16 protein-coding genes are annotated in these 16312 nt (G+C 74.4%); all 16 read right to left on the bottom strand.

The window, feature by feature from the left end; all coding sequences use genetic code 11:
• Positions 1–48: 48 nt before the first annotated feature.
• On the bottom strand, positions 49–1278 hold the full coding sequence (coaBC, locus tag LQU92_RS00690) for a bifunctional phosphopantothenoylcysteine decarboxylase/phosphopantothenate--cysteine ligase CoaBC (protein WP_230659775.1): 1230 nt from the start codon (positions 1276–1278) through the stop codon (positions 49–51).
• Between the two features lie 28 nt (positions 1279–1306).
• The gene (rpoZ, locus tag LQU92_RS00685; RefSeq protein WP_230659772.1) at positions 1307–1834 is read right to left on the bottom strand and encodes a DNA-directed RNA polymerase subunit omega; all 528 of its coding nucleotides are present in this window, start codon (positions 1832–1834) and stop codon (positions 1307–1309) included.
• A gap of 28 nt (positions 1835–1862) precedes the next feature.
• Complete coding sequence (gene gmk, locus LQU92_RS00680; RefSeq protein ID WP_101852245.1) at positions 1863–2456, bottom strand: guanylate kinase; 594 nt, start codon at positions 2454–2456, stop codon at positions 1863–1865.
• A 117-nt stretch (positions 2457–2573) separates the two neighbouring features.
• Positions 2574–2888, bottom strand: coding sequence for an integration host factor, actinobacterial type (gene mihF, locus LQU92_RS00675; RefSeq protein WP_058858913.1), 315 nt, complete (start codon positions 2886–2888; stop codon positions 2574–2576).
• Positions 2889–3031: 143 nt separating this feature from the next.
• Complete coding sequence (gene pyrF, locus LQU92_RS00670) at positions 3032–3934, bottom strand: orotidine-5'-phosphate decarboxylase (protein WP_308071559.1); 903 nt, start codon at positions 3932–3934, stop codon at positions 3032–3034.
• Entirely contained in the window at positions 3927–7244 is a 3318-nt protein-coding gene (gene carB / locus LQU92_RS00665) for a carbamoyl-phosphate synthase large subunit (RefSeq protein ID WP_230659769.1), read from the bottom strand. The genes pyrF and carB overlap by 8 nt, the downstream gene beginning before the upstream one ends.
• Before the next feature lies 1 nt (position 7245).
• Complete coding sequence (carA, locus tag LQU92_RS00660; protein ID WP_101852242.1) at positions 7246–8490, bottom strand: glutamine-hydrolyzing carbamoyl-phosphate synthase small subunit; 1245 nt, start codon at positions 8488–8490, stop codon at positions 7246–7248.
• A gap of 49 nt (positions 8491–8539) precedes the next feature.
• The gene (locus tag LQU92_RS00655; protein ID WP_230659767.1) at positions 8540–9046 is read right to left on the bottom strand and encodes an ABC transporter permease; all 507 of its coding nucleotides are present in this window, start codon (positions 9044–9046) and stop codon (positions 8540–8542) included.
• Between the two features lie 40 nt (positions 9047–9086).
• Positions 9087–10397 (bottom strand): dihydroorotase, encoded by a 1311-nt coding sequence (locus LQU92_RS00650; protein ID WP_230659764.1) that lies wholly within the window; start codon positions 10395–10397, stop codon positions 9087–9089.
• A gap of 6 nt (positions 10398–10403) precedes the next feature.
• Positions 10404–11405, bottom strand: a complete 1002-nt coding sequence (locus tag LQU92_RS00645; protein ID WP_101852240.1) for an aspartate carbamoyltransferase catalytic subunit — start codon at positions 11403–11405, stop codon at positions 10404–10406.
• On the bottom strand, positions 11402–12025 hold the full coding sequence (gene pyrR, locus LQU92_RS00640; protein WP_255666931.1) for a bifunctional pyr operon transcriptional regulator/uracil phosphoribosyltransferase PyrR: 624 nt from the start codon (positions 12023–12025) through the stop codon (positions 11402–11404). The genes LQU92_RS00645 and pyrR overlap by 4 nt, the downstream gene beginning before the upstream one ends.
• Positions 12026–12225: 200 nt before the next feature.
• Positions 12226–12636, bottom strand: a complete 411-nt coding sequence (nusB, locus tag LQU92_RS00635; protein WP_101852239.1) for a transcription antitermination factor NusB — start codon at positions 12634–12636, stop codon at positions 12226–12228.
• Complete coding sequence (gene efp / locus LQU92_RS00630; protein ID WP_058858921.1) at positions 12633–13196, bottom strand: elongation factor P; 564 nt, start codon at positions 13194–13196, stop codon at positions 12633–12635. Before efp ends, nusB begins: the two co-directional genes overlap by 4 nt.
• Positions 13197–13311: 115 nt before the next feature.
• Positions 13312–14424 carry a 3-dehydroquinate synthase gene (gene aroB / locus LQU92_RS00625; protein WP_230659760.1) on the bottom strand — a complete coding sequence of 371 codons (1113 nt, stop codon included), beginning with the start codon at positions 14422–14424 and terminating at the stop codon, positions 13312–13314.
• Positions 14421–15014, bottom strand: coding sequence for a shikimate kinase (locus tag LQU92_RS00620; protein WP_101852237.1), 594 nt, complete (start codon positions 15012–15014; stop codon positions 14421–14423). Before LQU92_RS00620 ends, aroB begins: the two co-directional genes overlap by 4 nt.
• The gene (aroC, locus tag LQU92_RS00615) at positions 15011–16303 is read right to left on the bottom strand and encodes a chorismate synthase (RefSeq protein ID WP_230659757.1); all 1293 of its coding nucleotides are present in this window, start codon (positions 16301–16303) and stop codon (positions 15011–15013) included. Before aroC ends, LQU92_RS00620 begins: the two co-directional genes overlap by 4 nt.
• Positions 16304–16312: the final 9 nt, after the last annotated feature.

Here is a 16312-nt window from a genome sequence, read left to right as displayed (position 1 = left end):
CCACACTACCCGCCGCCCCGGACGGCACAGCGCCCGCGCGGGTCCGGCTCAGCCGGCGGGGACGGCGGTGAGCTCCCGCGCGATGCGGTCCACGAGGCCGCGGGCGACCTCGTCCTTCGTGCCCTCGAGGACCTGCTCGCCGCCGCCGCGGGCGGAGAGCACGGTCAGGGCGGTGGTGTCCTGACCGAAGACGAGGTTCTCCCCGACCTGGTTGACGGCGAGCAGGTCGCAGCCCTTGCGGGCAAGCTTCTGCCGGCCGAACTCCACCGGCGTGGTCCCCGCCTCCCCGGTCTCGGCGGCGAAGCCGACGACGAGCTGGCGGCGCCGGGCGGTGTTGCGCAGGTCCACGAGCTCCCGCAGGATGTCGGGGTTGCGCACGAGCTCCAGCACCGGGGCGGAGCCGTCCTCGGTCTTCTTCATCTTGGCCTCGGCGACCCGGGCCGGGCGGTAGTCGGCCACGGCCGCGGCCATGACCACGACGTCGGCGCGGGCGGCGGCGCGCACGCAGGCGCGCCGCAGCTGCTCGGCGCTGCCGGCGTGGACGAGCTCGACCCCGGCGGGCGGGGCGACCTCGAGGTGGGCGGCGGCCAGCACGACCTCCGCCCCGGCGTCGCGGGCGGCGGCGGCGACCGCCACGCCCTGGCGCCCGGAGGAGCGGTTGCCCAGGAAGCGCACGGGGTCCAGCGGCTCGCGGGTGCCCCCGGCGCTGACGAGCACCCGCAGCCCGGCCAGGGGGCCCTCCCCGCCGCCGGCCCGGGCGGCCAGGCGCAGGGCGGCGTCGTGGATCACCTCGGGCTCGGGCAGCCGCCCCGGGCCCGAGTCGGGGCCGGTGAGCCGGCCCACGGCGGGCTCGAGCACGGTGTGCCCGTGGGCGCGCAGGGTCGCCACGTTGGCCTGGACGGCCGGGTTGAGCCACATCTCGGTGTGCATGGCCGGGGCGAACAGCACCGGGGCGCGGGTGGCCAGCAGCGTCGTGGTCAGCAGGTCGTCGGCGTGGCCGTGGGCGGCGCGCGCGAGCAGGTCGGCGGTGGCGGGGGCGACGACGACGAGATCCGCGGTCTGGCCCTGGTGGACGTGGTTGACCTCGTCCACGCGGTCGAAGACGTCGGTGCTCACCGGCACCCCGGACAGCGCCTCCCACGTCGGGGCGCCGACGAAGCGCAGCGCGGCGGCGGTGGGCACCGGCACGACCTCGTGGCCGGCCTCCGTGAACAGCCGCAGCAGCAGCGCGGCCTTGTAGGCGGCGATGCCCCCGCCGATGCCGAGGACGACCTTCACGCCGCGCGCCCCGCCCGGGACCGGGGGCTCACTGGTCCCGGAGGTCCCCGGGCTCCCGGCCCGGCTCCTGCGGGGCGGCGTCGGCGGCGTCACCGGCGCCGTCGGCGGGGTTCTCCGTGCCGTCGCCGGGCAGGTCGCCCAGCGGCTCGGGGGCGCCCGCGGAGAAGTCCACGCTCGCGCCGTCGGAGAACGCGGCCCCGGCGGAGAAGTCCTCGTCCTCGGTGCGGGCGAAGAAGTCCGCGCCGAAGACGTCGGCGGCGACGTCCTGCTCGCTCACGAGCTGACCGTTCTCGGCGAAGCCGGCGTGCTCGACCGGGCGGGCGTCGATCAGGCCCTCGTCGATCTCGCGGAAGGCGATGGACAGCGGCTTCTCGTTGAGCTGGGTGTCCACCAGCGGGCCGACGTACTCGAAGAGCCCCTCGTGCAGCTGGGAGTAGTAGGCATTGATCTGCCGGGCCCGGCGGGCGCCGAAGATCACGAGCCCGTACTTGGAGTCGGACTTCTTCAGCAGGGCGTCGATCGGCGGGTTGATGATGCCTTCGGTGTGGGATGACAAGCGTTCGCTCCAGACGGGTGGACGGGGTTCAGGATGCCTGCTCGGGGTCGGCCCCCATGAGCTGCACCAGTTCGGCGGCGGCGCGCTCGACCCGGTCGTTGACGACGGTGTGGTCGAACTCGGGCTCGGCCGCGAGCTCCAGTTTAGCGGTTTCCAGCCGGCGCCGCTGTTCCTCGGGGGTCTCGGTGCCCCGGCCCACGAGCCGGGCGACCATCTCGTCCCAGCTGGGCGGGGCCAGGAAGACGAAGGTGGCCTCCGGCATGGTCTCGCGGATCTGCCGGGCCCCCTGCAGGTCGATCTCCAGCAGGACGCTGCGCCCGGCGTCCAGCGCGCGCTCCACGGTGGGCCGCAGCGTGCCGTAGCGGTGGGAGTTGTGCACCACCGCCCACTCCAGCATCCGCCCCTCGCGCACCATCTCGTCGAACTGCTCGTCGGTGACGAAGTAGTAGTGCACGCCCTCGACCTCCCCGGGGCGGGGGGCGCGGGTGGTCGCGGAGACCGACAGCCACACCTGCGGGTAGTGGTCGCGCACGTAGGTCGACACGGTGCCCTTGCCGACCGCCGTGGGGCCGGCGAGCACGGTGACGGACGGGCGCGCGGGGCGGGGCGCGGCAGGGCTCACGGGTTCTCCTCCTGGACGTGGGGTTCCCCCCAAATCTAGCCCACGCCGCGGCCGCCCCGTCCGGTCCGGGCCCGCCCCCGCTCCCGCCGGGCCCCGAGGCGGGGCGGGCGCGGGTGCTCAGCGGTCGAAGTGCTCCACGAGCGCCCGGCGCTGGTGCACGCCCAGCCCCCGCAGGCGCCGGGTGCGCGCGATGCCGATCTCGTCCATGATCGCCGCGGAGCGGACCTGCCCGATCCCGGGCACGGACTCCAGCAGGTCCGAGACCTTCAGCCGGCTCACGGCCTCGTCCCGGTCCGCCCGCTCCAGGATCTGCGCCACCGTGAGCGTGCGCTCGCGCAGGCCCTTCTTGACCTCCGCGCGCACGGTGCGCGCCCTCGTGGCCTTCTCGCGCGCGGCGGCCCGCTCCTCGTCGGTCAACGGACGCAGTGCCATGTGGTTCCTCCTCGTCGGCACGGACGGCAGCCCCGTCCCGTCGGAGGACGGACCGCCCGTTTGCAATCGAAACTACATGAGGAACGATGCATTTGGAACCATCCGAACCGCGTCGTGACCTGCGGTGCCGTCCGCCCCGGGGCTCAGCCGAGGGCCTCCGCGAGCTCCCCGGCCGAGCGCCGCACGGCCTCGCGCAGCGCCGGCACGGACGGGCCCTCGCGCAGGATGGCCCGGCTGGAGGTCGCGAGCACCTGCCCGCGGGCGCCGCCGAAGACGGCCGGCAGGTCCTGGGCGCGGGCGCCCTGCGCCCCGTAGCCGGGCGCCAGCAGGGGCCCGCGCACGGCGCGCAGGTCGAGGCCCAGCTCCTCGAGCGCGGGGCCGACGGTGGCCCCGACGACCAGCCCGCACGGGCCCAGCCCCGCGCGACCGGCCGGGCCCCCGGACGGGCCCGTCGCGTCCTCGCCCAGGCGGGCGGCGTTCTCGGCGGCGGCCGCCTCGACCACCCCCCGGGCGACCGAGCCGGGGGCGCCCGCGTGCTGGACGGCCCGGCCCTCCGGGTTGGAGGTGAGGGCCAGCACGAACGTCCCGCGCCCGGTGCGCGCGGCCAGCTCGAGGGCCGGGCGCAGCGAGCCGAAGCCCAGGTAGGGGCTCAGCGTCACGGCGTCGGCCGCGAGGGGGGAGCCCTCCCCCAGCCAGGCGGCCGCGTAGGCCTCCATGGTGGAGCCGATGTCCCCGCGCTTGGCGTCGGCCACCGTCAGCAGCCCGGCGGAGCGGGCCAGCGCCAGCAGCTCCTCGAGGGCGGCGATCCCGGCCGAGCCGTGGGCCTCGTAGAGGGCCACCTGCGGCTTGAGGGCCGCGGCGTGGCCGGCGGCCGCCTCGAGCACCGCGGCGCCGAAGCGCCGCAGCCCCTCGGCGTCGCGCGGCAGGCCCCACGCCTCGAGCAGGCCCGGGTGCGGGTCCACGCCCACGCACAGCGGGCCGTGGGCGTCCATGGCCGCCCCGAGCCGCGCGCCGAAGGGCGCGCGGGCGGGGGCGGGCTCAGGCACCGACGACCTCGGCCGGGCGGGCGGTGAGCTCCGCCAGGCGCTGCTCGTGCTCCTGCAGGGAGGTGACGTCCCACGAGTAGGCGCGCAGGGCGGTGACCGCCTGCAGGGCCGCGCCGAGCACGGAGACCGTGGTCATCATGGGCACGCCCACGCTGGTGGCCGCGGCGCGGATCTCGTAGCCGTCGTGGCGGGCGGCGCCGCCGGCGGGGGTGTTGAAGATCAGGTCGATCTCCCCGTCGGTGATCATGTCCACGATGGTGCGCTCCCCCGGGGCGGCCTCGCGGATCTTGCGCACCACGGTCGAGTCGATGCCGTTGCGCCGCAGCACGGCCGCGGTCCCGGCCGTGGCGAGGACCTCGAAGCCGAGGTCGCGGAACATGCGCACGTAGACGATCGAGGCGCGCTTGTCCTTGTTGGCGACCGAGACGAAGATCCGCCCGCCGGTGGGCAGGGACACGTTCGCGGCGGCCTGGGCCTTCGCGAAGGCGGTGTCGAAGTACTTGTCCAGGCCCATGACCTCGCCGGTGGAGCGCATCTCGGGCCCGAGCAGGGAGTCCACCACGGCGCCCTCGGCGGTGCGGAAGCGGGCGAAGGGCAGCACGGCCTCCTTCACGGCCACCGGCGCGGAGGCCGGCAGCGTCGAGCCGTCGGCGCGCAGGGGCAGGCGCCCCTCCTCGCGCAGCCGGGCGATCGTGGTGCCGGTGCCGATCAGCGCCGCGGCCTTGGCCAGCTGCACCCCCGTGGCCTTGGAGACGAAGGGCACGGTGCGGGAGGCGCGCGGGTTGGCCTCGATGACGTGGAGCAGGTCGGAGGCGACGGCGAACTGGATGTTGATCAGCCCGCGCACCCCGACCCCGCGGGCGATGGCCAGGGTCGCCTCGCGCACGCGCTCGACGACGTCGGGGCCCAGGGAGATCGACGGCAGCGTGCACGCGGAGTCCCCGGAGTGGATCCCGGCCTCCTCCAGGTGCTCCATGATCCCGCCCACGTAGAGCTCGTGGCCGTCGTAGAGGGCGTCGACGTCGATCTCGATCGCGTCCTCGAGGAACTTGTCGATCAGCGCCGGGCGCGACGGGGAGACCTCGGTGGCGTTCTCGAGGTAGCGGGCCAGGGCCGCCTCGTCGTAGACGATCTCCATCCCGCGCCCGCCCAGCACGTAGGAGGGGCGCACGAGCACCGGGTAGCCGATCTCGTCGGCGATGCGCTTGGCCTCGGCGAACGTGGAGGCGGTGCCGTTCTTGGGCTGGCGCAGCCCGGCCTCCCCGAGCACCCGGGCGAACTCGCCGCGGTCCTCGGCGAGGTCGATCGCCTCGGGGGTGGTGCCGAGCACGGGCACGCCGGCGGCCTTGAGCTGGGCGGCGAGCTTGAGCGGGGTCTGCCCGCCCAGCTGCACGAAGACCCCGAGCAGTCCGCCGGAGCGGCGCTCGGCCTCGACGACCTCCATCACGTCCTCGAAGGTGAGGGGCTCGAAGTACAGCCGGGTGGAGATGTCGTAGTCGGTGGAGACGGTCTCGGGGTTGCAGTTGACCATGACGGTCTCGTAGCCGGCCTCACGCAGCACGAGGGAGGCGTGCACGCAGGAGTAGTCGAACTCGATGCCCTGCCCGATCCGGTTCGGCCCGGAGCCGAGGATCATGATCGAGGGCTGCTCGTGGGGCCGGATCTCCGACTCCTCGTCGTAGGAGGAGTAGTGGTAGGGGGTGAAGGCCTCGAACTCGGCGGCGCAGGTGTCCACGGTCTTGAACACCGGGCGGATGCCCAGGGCGTGGCGCACGCCGCGGACCACGGCCGGGTCGAGGTGGACGAGGGCCCCGATCTGCTCGTCGGAGAAGCCGTGGCGCTTGGCCAGGCGCAGGGTGCGGGCCGAGAGGTCGGTGTCGGCGGCCACGGCCCCGGCGACCTCGTTGAGCAGCACGAGCTGGTCGAGGAACCAGGGGTCGATGCCGGTGGCCTCGTAGAGCCGCTCCACGGACGCGCCGGCCAGCAGGGCCTGCTGGACCTGCTGGATCCGCTCGGTCGTGGGCGTGCGGGCGGCCTCCACCAGCCGGTCCAGGCCGGCGTCGTCGAGGGCGGGGGGCACGAACGAGAAGGAGGAGCCCTTCTGCTCGAGGGAGCGCATGGCCTTCTGCAGGGCCTCGGTGAAGTTGCGCCCGATGGCCATGGCCTCGCCCACGGACTTCATGGTGGTCGTCAGCGTGGGGTCCGCCGCCGGGAACTTCTCGAACGCGAAGCGCGGGACCTTCACGACGACGTAGTCCAGCGTCGGCTCGAAGGAGGCCGGGGTCTTGCGGGTGATGTCGTTGGGGATCTCGTCGAGGGTGTAGCCCAGCGACAGCTTCGTGGCGATCTTGGCGATCGGGAAGCCGGTGGCCTTGGAGGCCAGCGCCGAGGAACGGGAGACCCGCGGGTTCATCTCGATGACGACGACGCGGCCGGTGTCCGGCTCGATCGCGAACTGGATGTTGCACCCGCCGGTGTCGACGCCGACCTCGCGGATCACGGCGATCGCGATGTCGCGCAGCTTCTGGTACTCGCGGTCGGTGAGCGTCATGGCCGGGGCCACCGTGATGGAGTCGCCGGTGTGCACGCCCACGGGGTCGAAGTTCTCGATGGAGCACACGACCACGACGTTGTCGTTGCGGTCGCGCATCATCTCCAGCTCGTACTCCTTCCAGCCGAGGATGGACTCCTCCAGGAGCACCTCCGAGGTGGGGCTGTACTGGATGCCGGCGCCGGCGATGCGGTGCAGGTCGGCCTCGTCGTAGGCCATGCCCGAGCCGAGCCCACCCATGGTGAAGGACGGGCGCACGACCATCGGGTAGCCCAGCTCCTCGGCCGCGGCCAGGGCCTCGTCCATCGAGTGGACGATCACCGACCGGGCCGACTCCGCGCCGCAGCGCTCCACGACGCCCTTGAACTTCTCCCGGTCCTCGCCGAGGTTGATCGCCTCGACGTTGGCGCCGATCAGCTCCACCCCGTACTTCTCGAGCACCCCGTTGGCGTCGAGGGCGATCGCCGTGTTCAGCGCCGTCTGCCCGCCCAGGGTCGGCAGCACCGCGTCGGGGCGCTCCTTGGCGATGATCTTCTCGACCACCTCGGGGGTGATGGGCTCGACGTAGGTGGCGTCGGCGAACTCGGGGTCGGTCATGATCGTGGCCGGGTTGGAGTTGACGAGGACCACGCGGATCCCCTCCTCCTTGAGCACCCGCAGGGCCTGCGTGCCGGAGTAGTCGAACTCGGCGGCCTGGCCGATGACGATCGGCCCGGAGCCGATGACGAGAACGCTTGCGATGTCTGTCCTGCGCGGCATGTCAGTGCTGCCCTTCCTGTGCGGCCCCGGCGCCCTGCGCGTCCTGCGCGCCGCGGGGGTCGGCGTTGTCGATGGTGGGGTCGGCGCGGCCGTCCCGGTGGCTGTCCATGAGCTCGACGAAGCGGTCGAAGAGGTAGGAGGCGTCGTGCGGGCCCGCGGCGGCCTCGGGGTGGTACTGCACGGAGAACGCGGGCAGGTCCAGGCAGTTGAGGCCCTCGACGACGTCGTCGTTGAGGCACACGTGGCTGACCTCGACGCGGCCGAACTCCTCCAGCGGCGCCGTCACGGGGCCCTCGAGGGGGGCGTCGACGGCGAAGCCGTGGTTGTGCGCGGTGATCTCCACGCGACCGGTCCGGCGGTCGAGCACGGGCTGGTTGATGCCCCGGTGGCCGAAGACGAGCTTGTAGGTGCCGAAGCCCAGGGCCCGGCCCAGCAGCTGGTTGCCGAAGCAGATCCCGAAGAACGGGGTGCCCGAGCGCAGCACGGCGCGCAGCGTCTCGATCTGGCGCTCGGCCGTGGCCGGGTCGCCGGGGCCGTTGGAGAAGAACACCCCGGAGGGGCGGCGGGCGGCGATCTGCTCCCAGCCGGCGGTGGCGGGCACCACGTGCACGCGCACCCCCCGCTCGGCGAAGCGGTGCGGGGTCATGGACTTCAGGCCCAGGTCCACGGCCACGAGCTCGTGGCGGACCTCCCCCTCCCACCCGTGCTCGGCGGGCTCGACGACGTAGGGCTCGGGGACCGTGACGGTCTCGGCCAGGGCCCGGCCCTCCATCCGCTCGGCGGCGGTCACGGCCGCGACCAGCTCGGCGTCCGGGCGGCGGGCGGCGTCCCCGGAGAAGATCCCGCCGCGCATGGCCCCGCGGTCGCGCAGGTGGCGGGTGATCGCCCGGGTGTCGACGTCCTGGATGCCGACGACGCCCTGCGCGGCCAGCTGCTCGTCGAGGGTGCCCTCGGCGCGCCAGTTCGAGGGGCGGCGGGCGGGGTCGCGCACCACGTAGCCGGCGACCCAGATGCGGCGGGACTCGGCGTCGGCGGCGTTGACGCCGGTGTTGCCGATGTGCGGGGCGGTCTGCACGACCAGCTGGCCCGCGTAGGAGGGGTCGGTGATGGTCTCCTGGTAGCCGGTCATGCCGGTGGAGAACACGGCCTCGCCCAGGGCGGTGCCGAGCGCGCCGTAGGCCCGGCCGCGGAAGACGCGGCCGTCCTCCAGCACGAGCACGGCGGGTTCTGTGGTGGTGGAGCTCACGGTGTCCTCACGTTCGTTCGTGGTTCGGGTCGGGCAGGTGCGGGGGCGCTCAGGCCGGCAGGCCGGGGGCGAGGGCGTCGAGGGCGGCCAGCAGCCGGCGGCGGTCGGCGGCGCGGCGGGTGCGGAAGCCGGTGTCCACGGGGGTGCCGCCGAGGTCCCAGGTGAGCACGACGAGCCCGTCGCGCTCGACGAACTTCCCGGCCATCCCGGAGGCCGTGCCGGTCCCGAGCACGGCGGCGGCGGGCACGAACAGCGGCGCCTCGCCGTCGCGGGTGCAGAGCACGCCGTCGTCGTGGACGGCCACGGCGGCGCGGGCGCGCAGGCCCAGCCCGTGGGCGGCGACCCGCTCGAGCGGGGCGCCCTGCAGGGTGGTGCTCACGTACATGCCCTCCACGGCCAGCCGCGGGGTCCGCTCCGCGAGACCGGCCGGCGGGGCGGGCGGGGCGGGCAGGCCGGCCTGGCGGCGCAGCCGCCCGGCCCATCCCCTGCGGATCAGGACGAACAGGGCGGTGACGACGAGCAGCGTCAGCAGCACGGCGGTCGTTTCGGGACCCATGCGGGCAGCCTCCGGGCGGTGGTGAGGGGCGGACGGGGGGTCAGGCGGCGGGAACGGGGGTGTTGAGCCGGCCGTCCAGGACGGTGGGGTGGCCGCGGTAGAAGGTCGCCCGGACGGCGCCGGGCAGCTCCGTGCCGCGGTAGGGGCTGTTGCGGCCCTTGGAGGCGTGGCGGGCGGGGTCCACGGTCGTGCGGGCGGCGGGGTCCCACAGCACGAGGTGGGCGGGCTCGCCCTCGGCCAGCGGCCGGCCCTGGCCGGCGAGGCGGCCGATCCGGGCCGGGGTCTCGGAGGTGATGCGGGCGACCCCGCGCCAGTCGAGCAGGCCGGTGTCCACGAGGGTGTGCTGGACGACCGACAGGGCGGTCTCCAGTCCGGTCATGCCGTTGGCCGCGCAGGACCACTCGCACTCCTTGTCCTCGGCGGGGTGCGGGGCGTGGTCGGTGCCGATGACGTCGATGGTGCCGTCGGCGACGGCCTCGCGCAGGGCCCGGACGTCCTCGTCGGTGCGCAGCGGCGGGTTGACCTTGTAGACCGGGTCGAAGGTGCGCACGCGCTCGTCGGTGAGCAGCAGGTGGTGGGGGGTGGCCTCGGCGGTCACGTCGATGCCGCGCTGCTTGGCCCAGCGCACGATGTCCACCGAGCCCCTGGTGGAGAGGTGGCAGATGTGCACCCGGGAGCCGACGTGCTGGGCGAGCAGGACGTCGCGGGCGATGATCGCCTCCTCGGCCACGGCCGGCCAGCCGGTGAGCCCGAGCTCGGCGGAGACCGCGCCCTCGTTCATCTGGGCGCCCTCGGTCAGCCGCGGCTCCTGGGCGTGCTGGGCGACGACGCCGTCGAAGCCCTTGACGTACTCCAGCGCCCGGCGCATCAGCACCGGGTCGTGCACGCACATGCCGTCGTCGGAGAAGACCCGCACGCCGGCCCGGGAGTGGGCCATGGCGAGGATCTCGGCCAGCCGCTCGCCCCGCAGGCCCACGGTCACGGCCCCCACGGGGCGGACGTCGACCCACCCGGCGGCGCGGCCCAGCTCGTGGACCTGCTCCACGACGCCGGCGGTGTCGGCGACGGGGTCGGAGTTGGCCATGGCGAACACGGCGGTGTAGCCGCCCAGGGCCGCGGCCCGGGTGCCGGTCTCCACGGTCTCGGCGTCCTCGCGGCCGGGCTCGCGCAGGTGGGTGTGGATGTCCACGAGCCCGGGCATGGCGACCAGCCCGGCGGCGTCGACGACGACGGCGTCGCCGGCCTCGGCGGAGAGGTCGGGGCCGATGCGCTCGATGCGGCCCCCGGCCAGGAGGAGGTCGGCGGTCTGCTCGCCGAGCAGGGCGGCGCCCTGGATGAGGTACGAGGTCACGGGATGTCAGCGCTCCTGGGCGTGTGCGGGGTCGGTGGGGGTGTCGAGGTCGTCGCCGGAGAGCAGCAGGTAGAGCACCGACATGCGCACGGAGACGCCGTTGCGGACCTGGTCCAGGACGGTGGAGCGCGGGGAGTCCGCGGCGGCCGAGGAGATCTCCAGGCCCCGGTTCATCGGGCCCGGGTGCATGATCGCCGTGGGCGCCCCGGCGGCGTCGAGGGCCGCGAGGCGCTCCGGGGTCAGGCCCCACTCGCGGGCGTACTCCTGCGGGGTGGGGAAGAACGCGGCGTGCATCCGCTCCCGCTGCACCCGCAGCATCATCACGGCGTCGGGGGCCGGGTCCAGCGCCTGGTCCAGGGAGTAGACGACCTCGCACGGCCACTGACCCACGCCCACGGGCAGGAGGGTGGGCGGGGCCACGAAGGTCACGCGGGCGCCGAGGGTCGTCAGCAGCCACAGGTTCGAGCGGGCGACCCGGGAGTGCAGGACGTCGCCGACGACGGCCACGTGCAGGCCCTCGAGGTCGAGGCCGCGGGTGCTCTCCCGCCCCTCGGTGCGGGCCCGGTGCTGGCGCAGGGTCATGGCGTCGAGCAGCGCCTGGGTCGGGTGCTCGTGGGTGCCGTCCCCGGCGTTGACCACGGCGGCGTCGATCCAGCCGGACTCGGCCAGCTGCTGCGGGGAGCCGGAGGCGGAGTGGCGGATCACCACGGCGTCGGCGCTCATCGCGGCCAGCGTCTGCGCGGTGTCCTTCAGGGACTCGCCCTTGGAGACCGAGGAGCCCTTGGCCGAGAAGTTCAGCACGTCCGCCGAGAGCCGCTTGGCGGCCGTCTCGAAGGAGATGCGGGTGCGGGTGGAGTCCTCGAGGAAGAGGTTCACGACCGTGCGCCCGCGCAGGGCCGGCAGCTTCTTGACGGCGCGCTGGCCCACGGCGGCCATCTGGTCGGCGGTGTCCAGCACGGTGAGCGCGGCGTCGTAGGACAGGTCCTTGGTGGAGAGCAGGTGCCTCATGCGCCGGCCGCCTGGGCGGGGGCCTCGATGACCACGCAGTCGGCGTGCTCGGCCGGGCGGGGCTCGGGGTCGGTCTCCCTCAGGCGCACCCGCACCTTCTCCTGGGAGGAGGTGGGCAGGTTCTTGCCCACGTGGTCGGCGCGGATCGGCAGCTCCCGGTGCCCGCGGTCCACGAGCACGGCCAGGCGCACGACGCGGGGGCGGCCGAGGTCGACGAGGGCGTCGAGGGCCGCGCGCACGGTCCGGCCCGAGTACAGGACGTCGTCGACGAGCACGACGGTGCGCCCGTCGAGGCCGGCCACGGGGATGCGCGTGGGCTGCGGGGTGCGGGCGGGGTTGCGGCGCAGGTCGTCGCGGAACATGGTGACGTCGAGCTGGCCGAGGCCGGTGGCCGGGTCGAAGCCCGGGTCGGTGGCGGCGATGCGCTCGGCGATCCGGCGGGCCAGCGGGTAGCCGCGGCGCGGGATGCCGAGCAGGACGAGGTCCTCGCTGCCCTTGTTCGCCTCGAGGATCTCGTGGGCGATGCGCGTGAGCGCACGGTCGATGTCGGCCGCCGAGAGGATGACGCGCGTGCTCACGGGCCCCGCGGGGGTGCCCGGCACGGAGGTGTCGCCGGTCAAGGGTGCCGCCTCCTTCCCCGCCTCACAGGACGGACTTAAAGGTTGCTTGCTCGGCTCAAGGTAGCACAGCGGCCCCGCCGCGCCCGGCGGGCCGTGACCTGGGTCTCCTCCCCCGGCCCGGTCCCGGCCGTCCCGGGCGGGCGGGACGGCCGGGGCCCCGGGGACCGCGCGGTCCCCGGGGCCCCGGCGCGGTGCGCGGCTCAGCCGAGCAGGGTGGGCTTCATCTGCTGCAGCCGGCCGAGCAGGCCGTTGACGAAGCGCGGGGACTCGTCCCCGCACAGTTCCCGGGCCAGGGACACGGCCTCGGCCACGGCCACCCCGTCCGGGACCTCCTCGTTGTAGAGCAGCTCCCACGCGCCCACGCGCAGCACGTTGCGGTCCACGGCGGGCATCCGCTCGAGGGTCCAGCCCTGCGAGTACGTCTCGAGGTACTCGTCGATCTCGCCCCGGCGCATCAGCACCCCGTGCACCAGCTGCTCGGCGTAGGGCGAGACCAGCGCGTCGCTGTGCAGGCGGCGGCGCTCCATGACCTCGCGCGCGTCCTGGCCGCGCTGCTCGGCCTCGAACAGGATCTCGACGGCGCGCCGGCGCGCCTTCCCCCGGGCGCTCACTCGTTGACGCGGCCGAGGTAGTCGCCCGTGCGGGTGTCGACCTTGACCTTCGTGCCCTGCTCGAGGAAGAGCGGGACCTGGATCTGGTAGCCGGTCTCCACGGTGGCCGGCTTGGTGCCGCCCGTGGAGCGGTCCCCCTGCAGGCCGGGCTCGGTGTAGGTGATCTCCAGCACCACGGACGGCGGCAGCTCGACGTACAGCGGGGAGCCCTCGTGCAGGGCGACCGTCACGTTCTGGTTCTCGAGCATGAAGTGGGCGGCGTCGCCGACGACCTCGCCGGGGACGGTGATCTGGTCGTAGGTCTTGTTGTCCATGAAGACGTAGTCGGCGCCGTCCTGGTACAGGTACTGGTACTCGCTGCGGTCCACGGTGGCGGTCTCGACCTTGGCACCGGCGTTGAAGGTCTTGTCGACCACCTTGCCGGAGGTGATGTTGCGCATCTTGGTGCGCACGAAGGCGCCGCCCTTGCCCGGCTTGACGTGCTGGAACTCGATGATGTTCCACAGCTGGCCCTCGAGCTTGAGCACGGTGCCGTTCTTGATGTCGTTGGTGGTAGCCACAGGTTCTCTCTCTGTCGGTTGCGGGGGTCGTCGGGGCGCGAGGTCGTCGTCGCCGCGCGGAGCGGCGGGCGCGGCCGGGTCGTGCGGGCCCCGCCCTCCCGGACCGCGGACCATTCTAGCGGGGCGCGCCCTCGGCGATCTCCTGGTAGGTCGCGAAGAGGATCGCCGGGTCGGGGACCTCCAGGATCCGGGGGCGGGCCACGGCGTCGAGGACCACGAAGCGCAGGAGGTTCCCGCGGGTCTTCTTGTCCCGCTTCATCACCTCGAGCAGCCGGGGCCACTGGTCCCAGCGGTAGGTCGTGGGCAGCCCCAGGGAGCCCAGGACGGTGCGGTGGCGCTCGACGACGTCGTCGGCGAGGGTGCCGGCGGTGCGGGCGAGCTCGGCGGCGAAGACCATCCCGACGGACACGGCCGCGCCGTGGCGCCACTGGTAGCGCTCGTTGTGCTCGATGGCGTGCCCGAGGGTGTGGCCGTAGTTGAGCATTTCGCGGCGGCCGGACTCGCGCAGGTCGGCGGAGACGATCTCGGCCTTGACCCGCACGCCGCGCTCCACGAGCTCGCGCACGAGCCCGGACTGCGAGTCGCGCACGGCCTGCGGGTCCCCCTCGATCAGCTCGAGGATCCGCTCGTCGGCGATGAAGCCGCACTTGACGACCTCGGCCATGCCGGTGAGCAGCTCGTGCTCGGGCAGGGTCCGCAGGGTGTCGAGGTCGCACAGCACGCCGGCGGGCGGGTGGAAGGACCCCACGAGGTTCTTGCCCTCGGCGGTGTTGATCCCGGTCTTCCCGCCCACGGCGGCGTCGACCATCCCGAGCAGGGTCGTGGGCACGTGCACCACGCGCACGCCCCGCAGCCAGGTGGCGGCCACGAAGCCCGCGACGTCGGAGACCGCGCCCCCGCCCACGGAGACCACGGCGTCGGAGCGGGTGAAGTCGTTCTGCCCCAGCACCTGCCAGCAGAACGCGGCGACCTGGACGTGCTTGCCCTCCTCGGCGTCGGGGATCTCCGCGGTGAAGGCCTGGTAGCCGCGTCCGCGCAGCTCCTCCATCACCACGTCGCCCGTGCTGCGCAGGGCCCGCGGGTGGACCACTAGCACCCGCTGGACGCGCTCGCCCAGCAGCCGGGGCAGCTGCCCGAGCAGGCCGTGGCCGACCAGCACCTCGTAGTCCTCGCCGGGGCGCTCGCCCGTGACGGGGATGGTCGTGACCGTGCCGGTGGGCTCGCTCATGAGGGGACCTCCTGGGTCGTGTCGGGGGTGGTGCGCAGACGGGTGATCCGCTCGTGCAGCTCGGCGGCGATCTCGGCGACGGGGCGGTCGCCGGTGCCGTCGAGGACGATGTCGGCGAGCTCCTCGTAGCAGCCGCGGCGGGCCTCGTAGAGCTCCCGCCACCGCTGCTCGGGGTCCGGGCGCAGCATGGGGCGGCTGCGGCTGCCGCGGATGCGCGGCAGCACGGTGGCGGCGTCGACCTCGAGGTAGGCCACGAGCTCGTGGCGCAGCGCCTCGCGCACGGACGGGGTCATGGGCGCGCCGCCGCCCACGGAGAAGATCGCATCGGCGTGGTCGGGGTCGCGCAGCACCTCGGCGATGGTGTCGGCCTCGAGGTCGCGGAAGTACTTCTCGCCGTGCCGGGCGAAGATCTCGGCGATCACGCCGTGGCGCGAGACGATCAGCTGGTCGGCGTCGACGAAGTCGTAGCCGTAGAACTTGGCCATGTGCAGGGCGAGGAAGGACTTCCCGGCGGCCATGGGGCCGATGAGCACCACGGGTCGCTGCGGGACGGCGCCCGTGCCGGCGGGGGCGGGGAACTGCGCGTTCACGGCCGCTCCCCCGGCTGCTCCGCGGGGGCCACGAGGGGGTCGCCCATGTGGTCGCCCGCCGCGGGCACGTCCTCGCCGGCGTCCTCGGCGAGCTCCCCGGAGGAGGCCAGCAGGGCGGGCACGGCCGCGAGGTAGGCGTCCTTGTTGCGCACGATCTCGGCCAGGGAGTCCCCGCCGAACTTCTCGGTGACCGCCTCGGCGAGCACGAGCGCGACCATGGCCTCGGCCACGACGCCGGCCGCGGGCACGGCGCACACGTCGGAGCGCTGGTGGTGGGCGCGGGCGGGCTCACCGGTGGCGACGTCGACGGTGCGCAGCGCCTTCGGGACGGTGGCGATGGGCTTCATGGCCGCGCGCACGCGCAGGACGTCGCCGATCGACATCCCGCCCTCGATCCCCCCGGCGCGGTTGCTCGTGCGGTGGACCGCCCCGTCGGTCCCGCGCACGATCTCGTCGTGGGCGGCGGAGCCGGGGCGGGCGGCGGTGCGGAACCCGTCGCCGACCTCGACGCCCTTGATCGCCTGGATCCCCATGAGGGCGGCGGCCAGGCGGGAGTCCAGCCGGCGGTCCCAGTGCACGTAGGAGCCCAGCCCCGGGGGCAGGCCGTAGGCGAGGACTTCGACGACGCCGCCGAGGGTCTCCCCCGCCTTGTGGGCCTCGTCGACGGCGGCGACCATCGCCTCGGAGGTCGCCGGGTCGGCGCAGCGCAGCGGGTCGGCGTCGAGCGCGGCGACCTCGCCGGGCAGCGGCAGGCGGGCGTCCTCGGGCACGGCGACGCCGCCCACGGCCGTGGTGTGCGAGACCAGGTGCACGCCCAGGGCCTCGAGCAGCTTCGCGGCCACGGTGCCCAGGGCCACGCGCGTGGCGGTCTCGCGGGCGCTGGCGCGCTCGAGCACCGGGCGGGACTCGGCGAAGCCGTACTTCTGCATCCCGGTCAGGTCGGCGTGGCCGGGGCGGGGCCGGGTCAGGGGGGCGTTGCGGGCGCGGCCCTCGAGCACGGCGGGCTCGACCGGGTCGGCGGACATCACCTCGCGCCACTTCGGCCACTCGGTGTTGGCGATCTCGATCGCGACCGGCCCGCCCTGCGTCACGCCGTGGCGCACGCCGCCGAGCAGGCGCACCTCGTCCTGCTCGAACTTCATCCGGGCCCCGCGGCCGTAGCCGAGGCGGCGGCGGGCCAGCGCGTCGCGCACGTCCTGGCTCGTGAGGCCCACCCCCGCCGGGACGCCCTCGATGATGCCGACGAGCGCCTCGCCGTGGGACTCGCCGGCCGTGAGCCAACGCAACATAACAACTCT

This window comes from Kocuria sp. LUK (assembly GCF_021012935.1).
GTDB classification, from domain to species: Bacteria; Actinomycetota; Actinomycetes; order Actinomycetales; family Micrococcaceae; genus Kocuria; species Kocuria flava.
The sequence above is the reverse complement of the archived record's forward strand: the minus strand, read 5'-3'. Positions and strand labels throughout refer to the sequence as shown.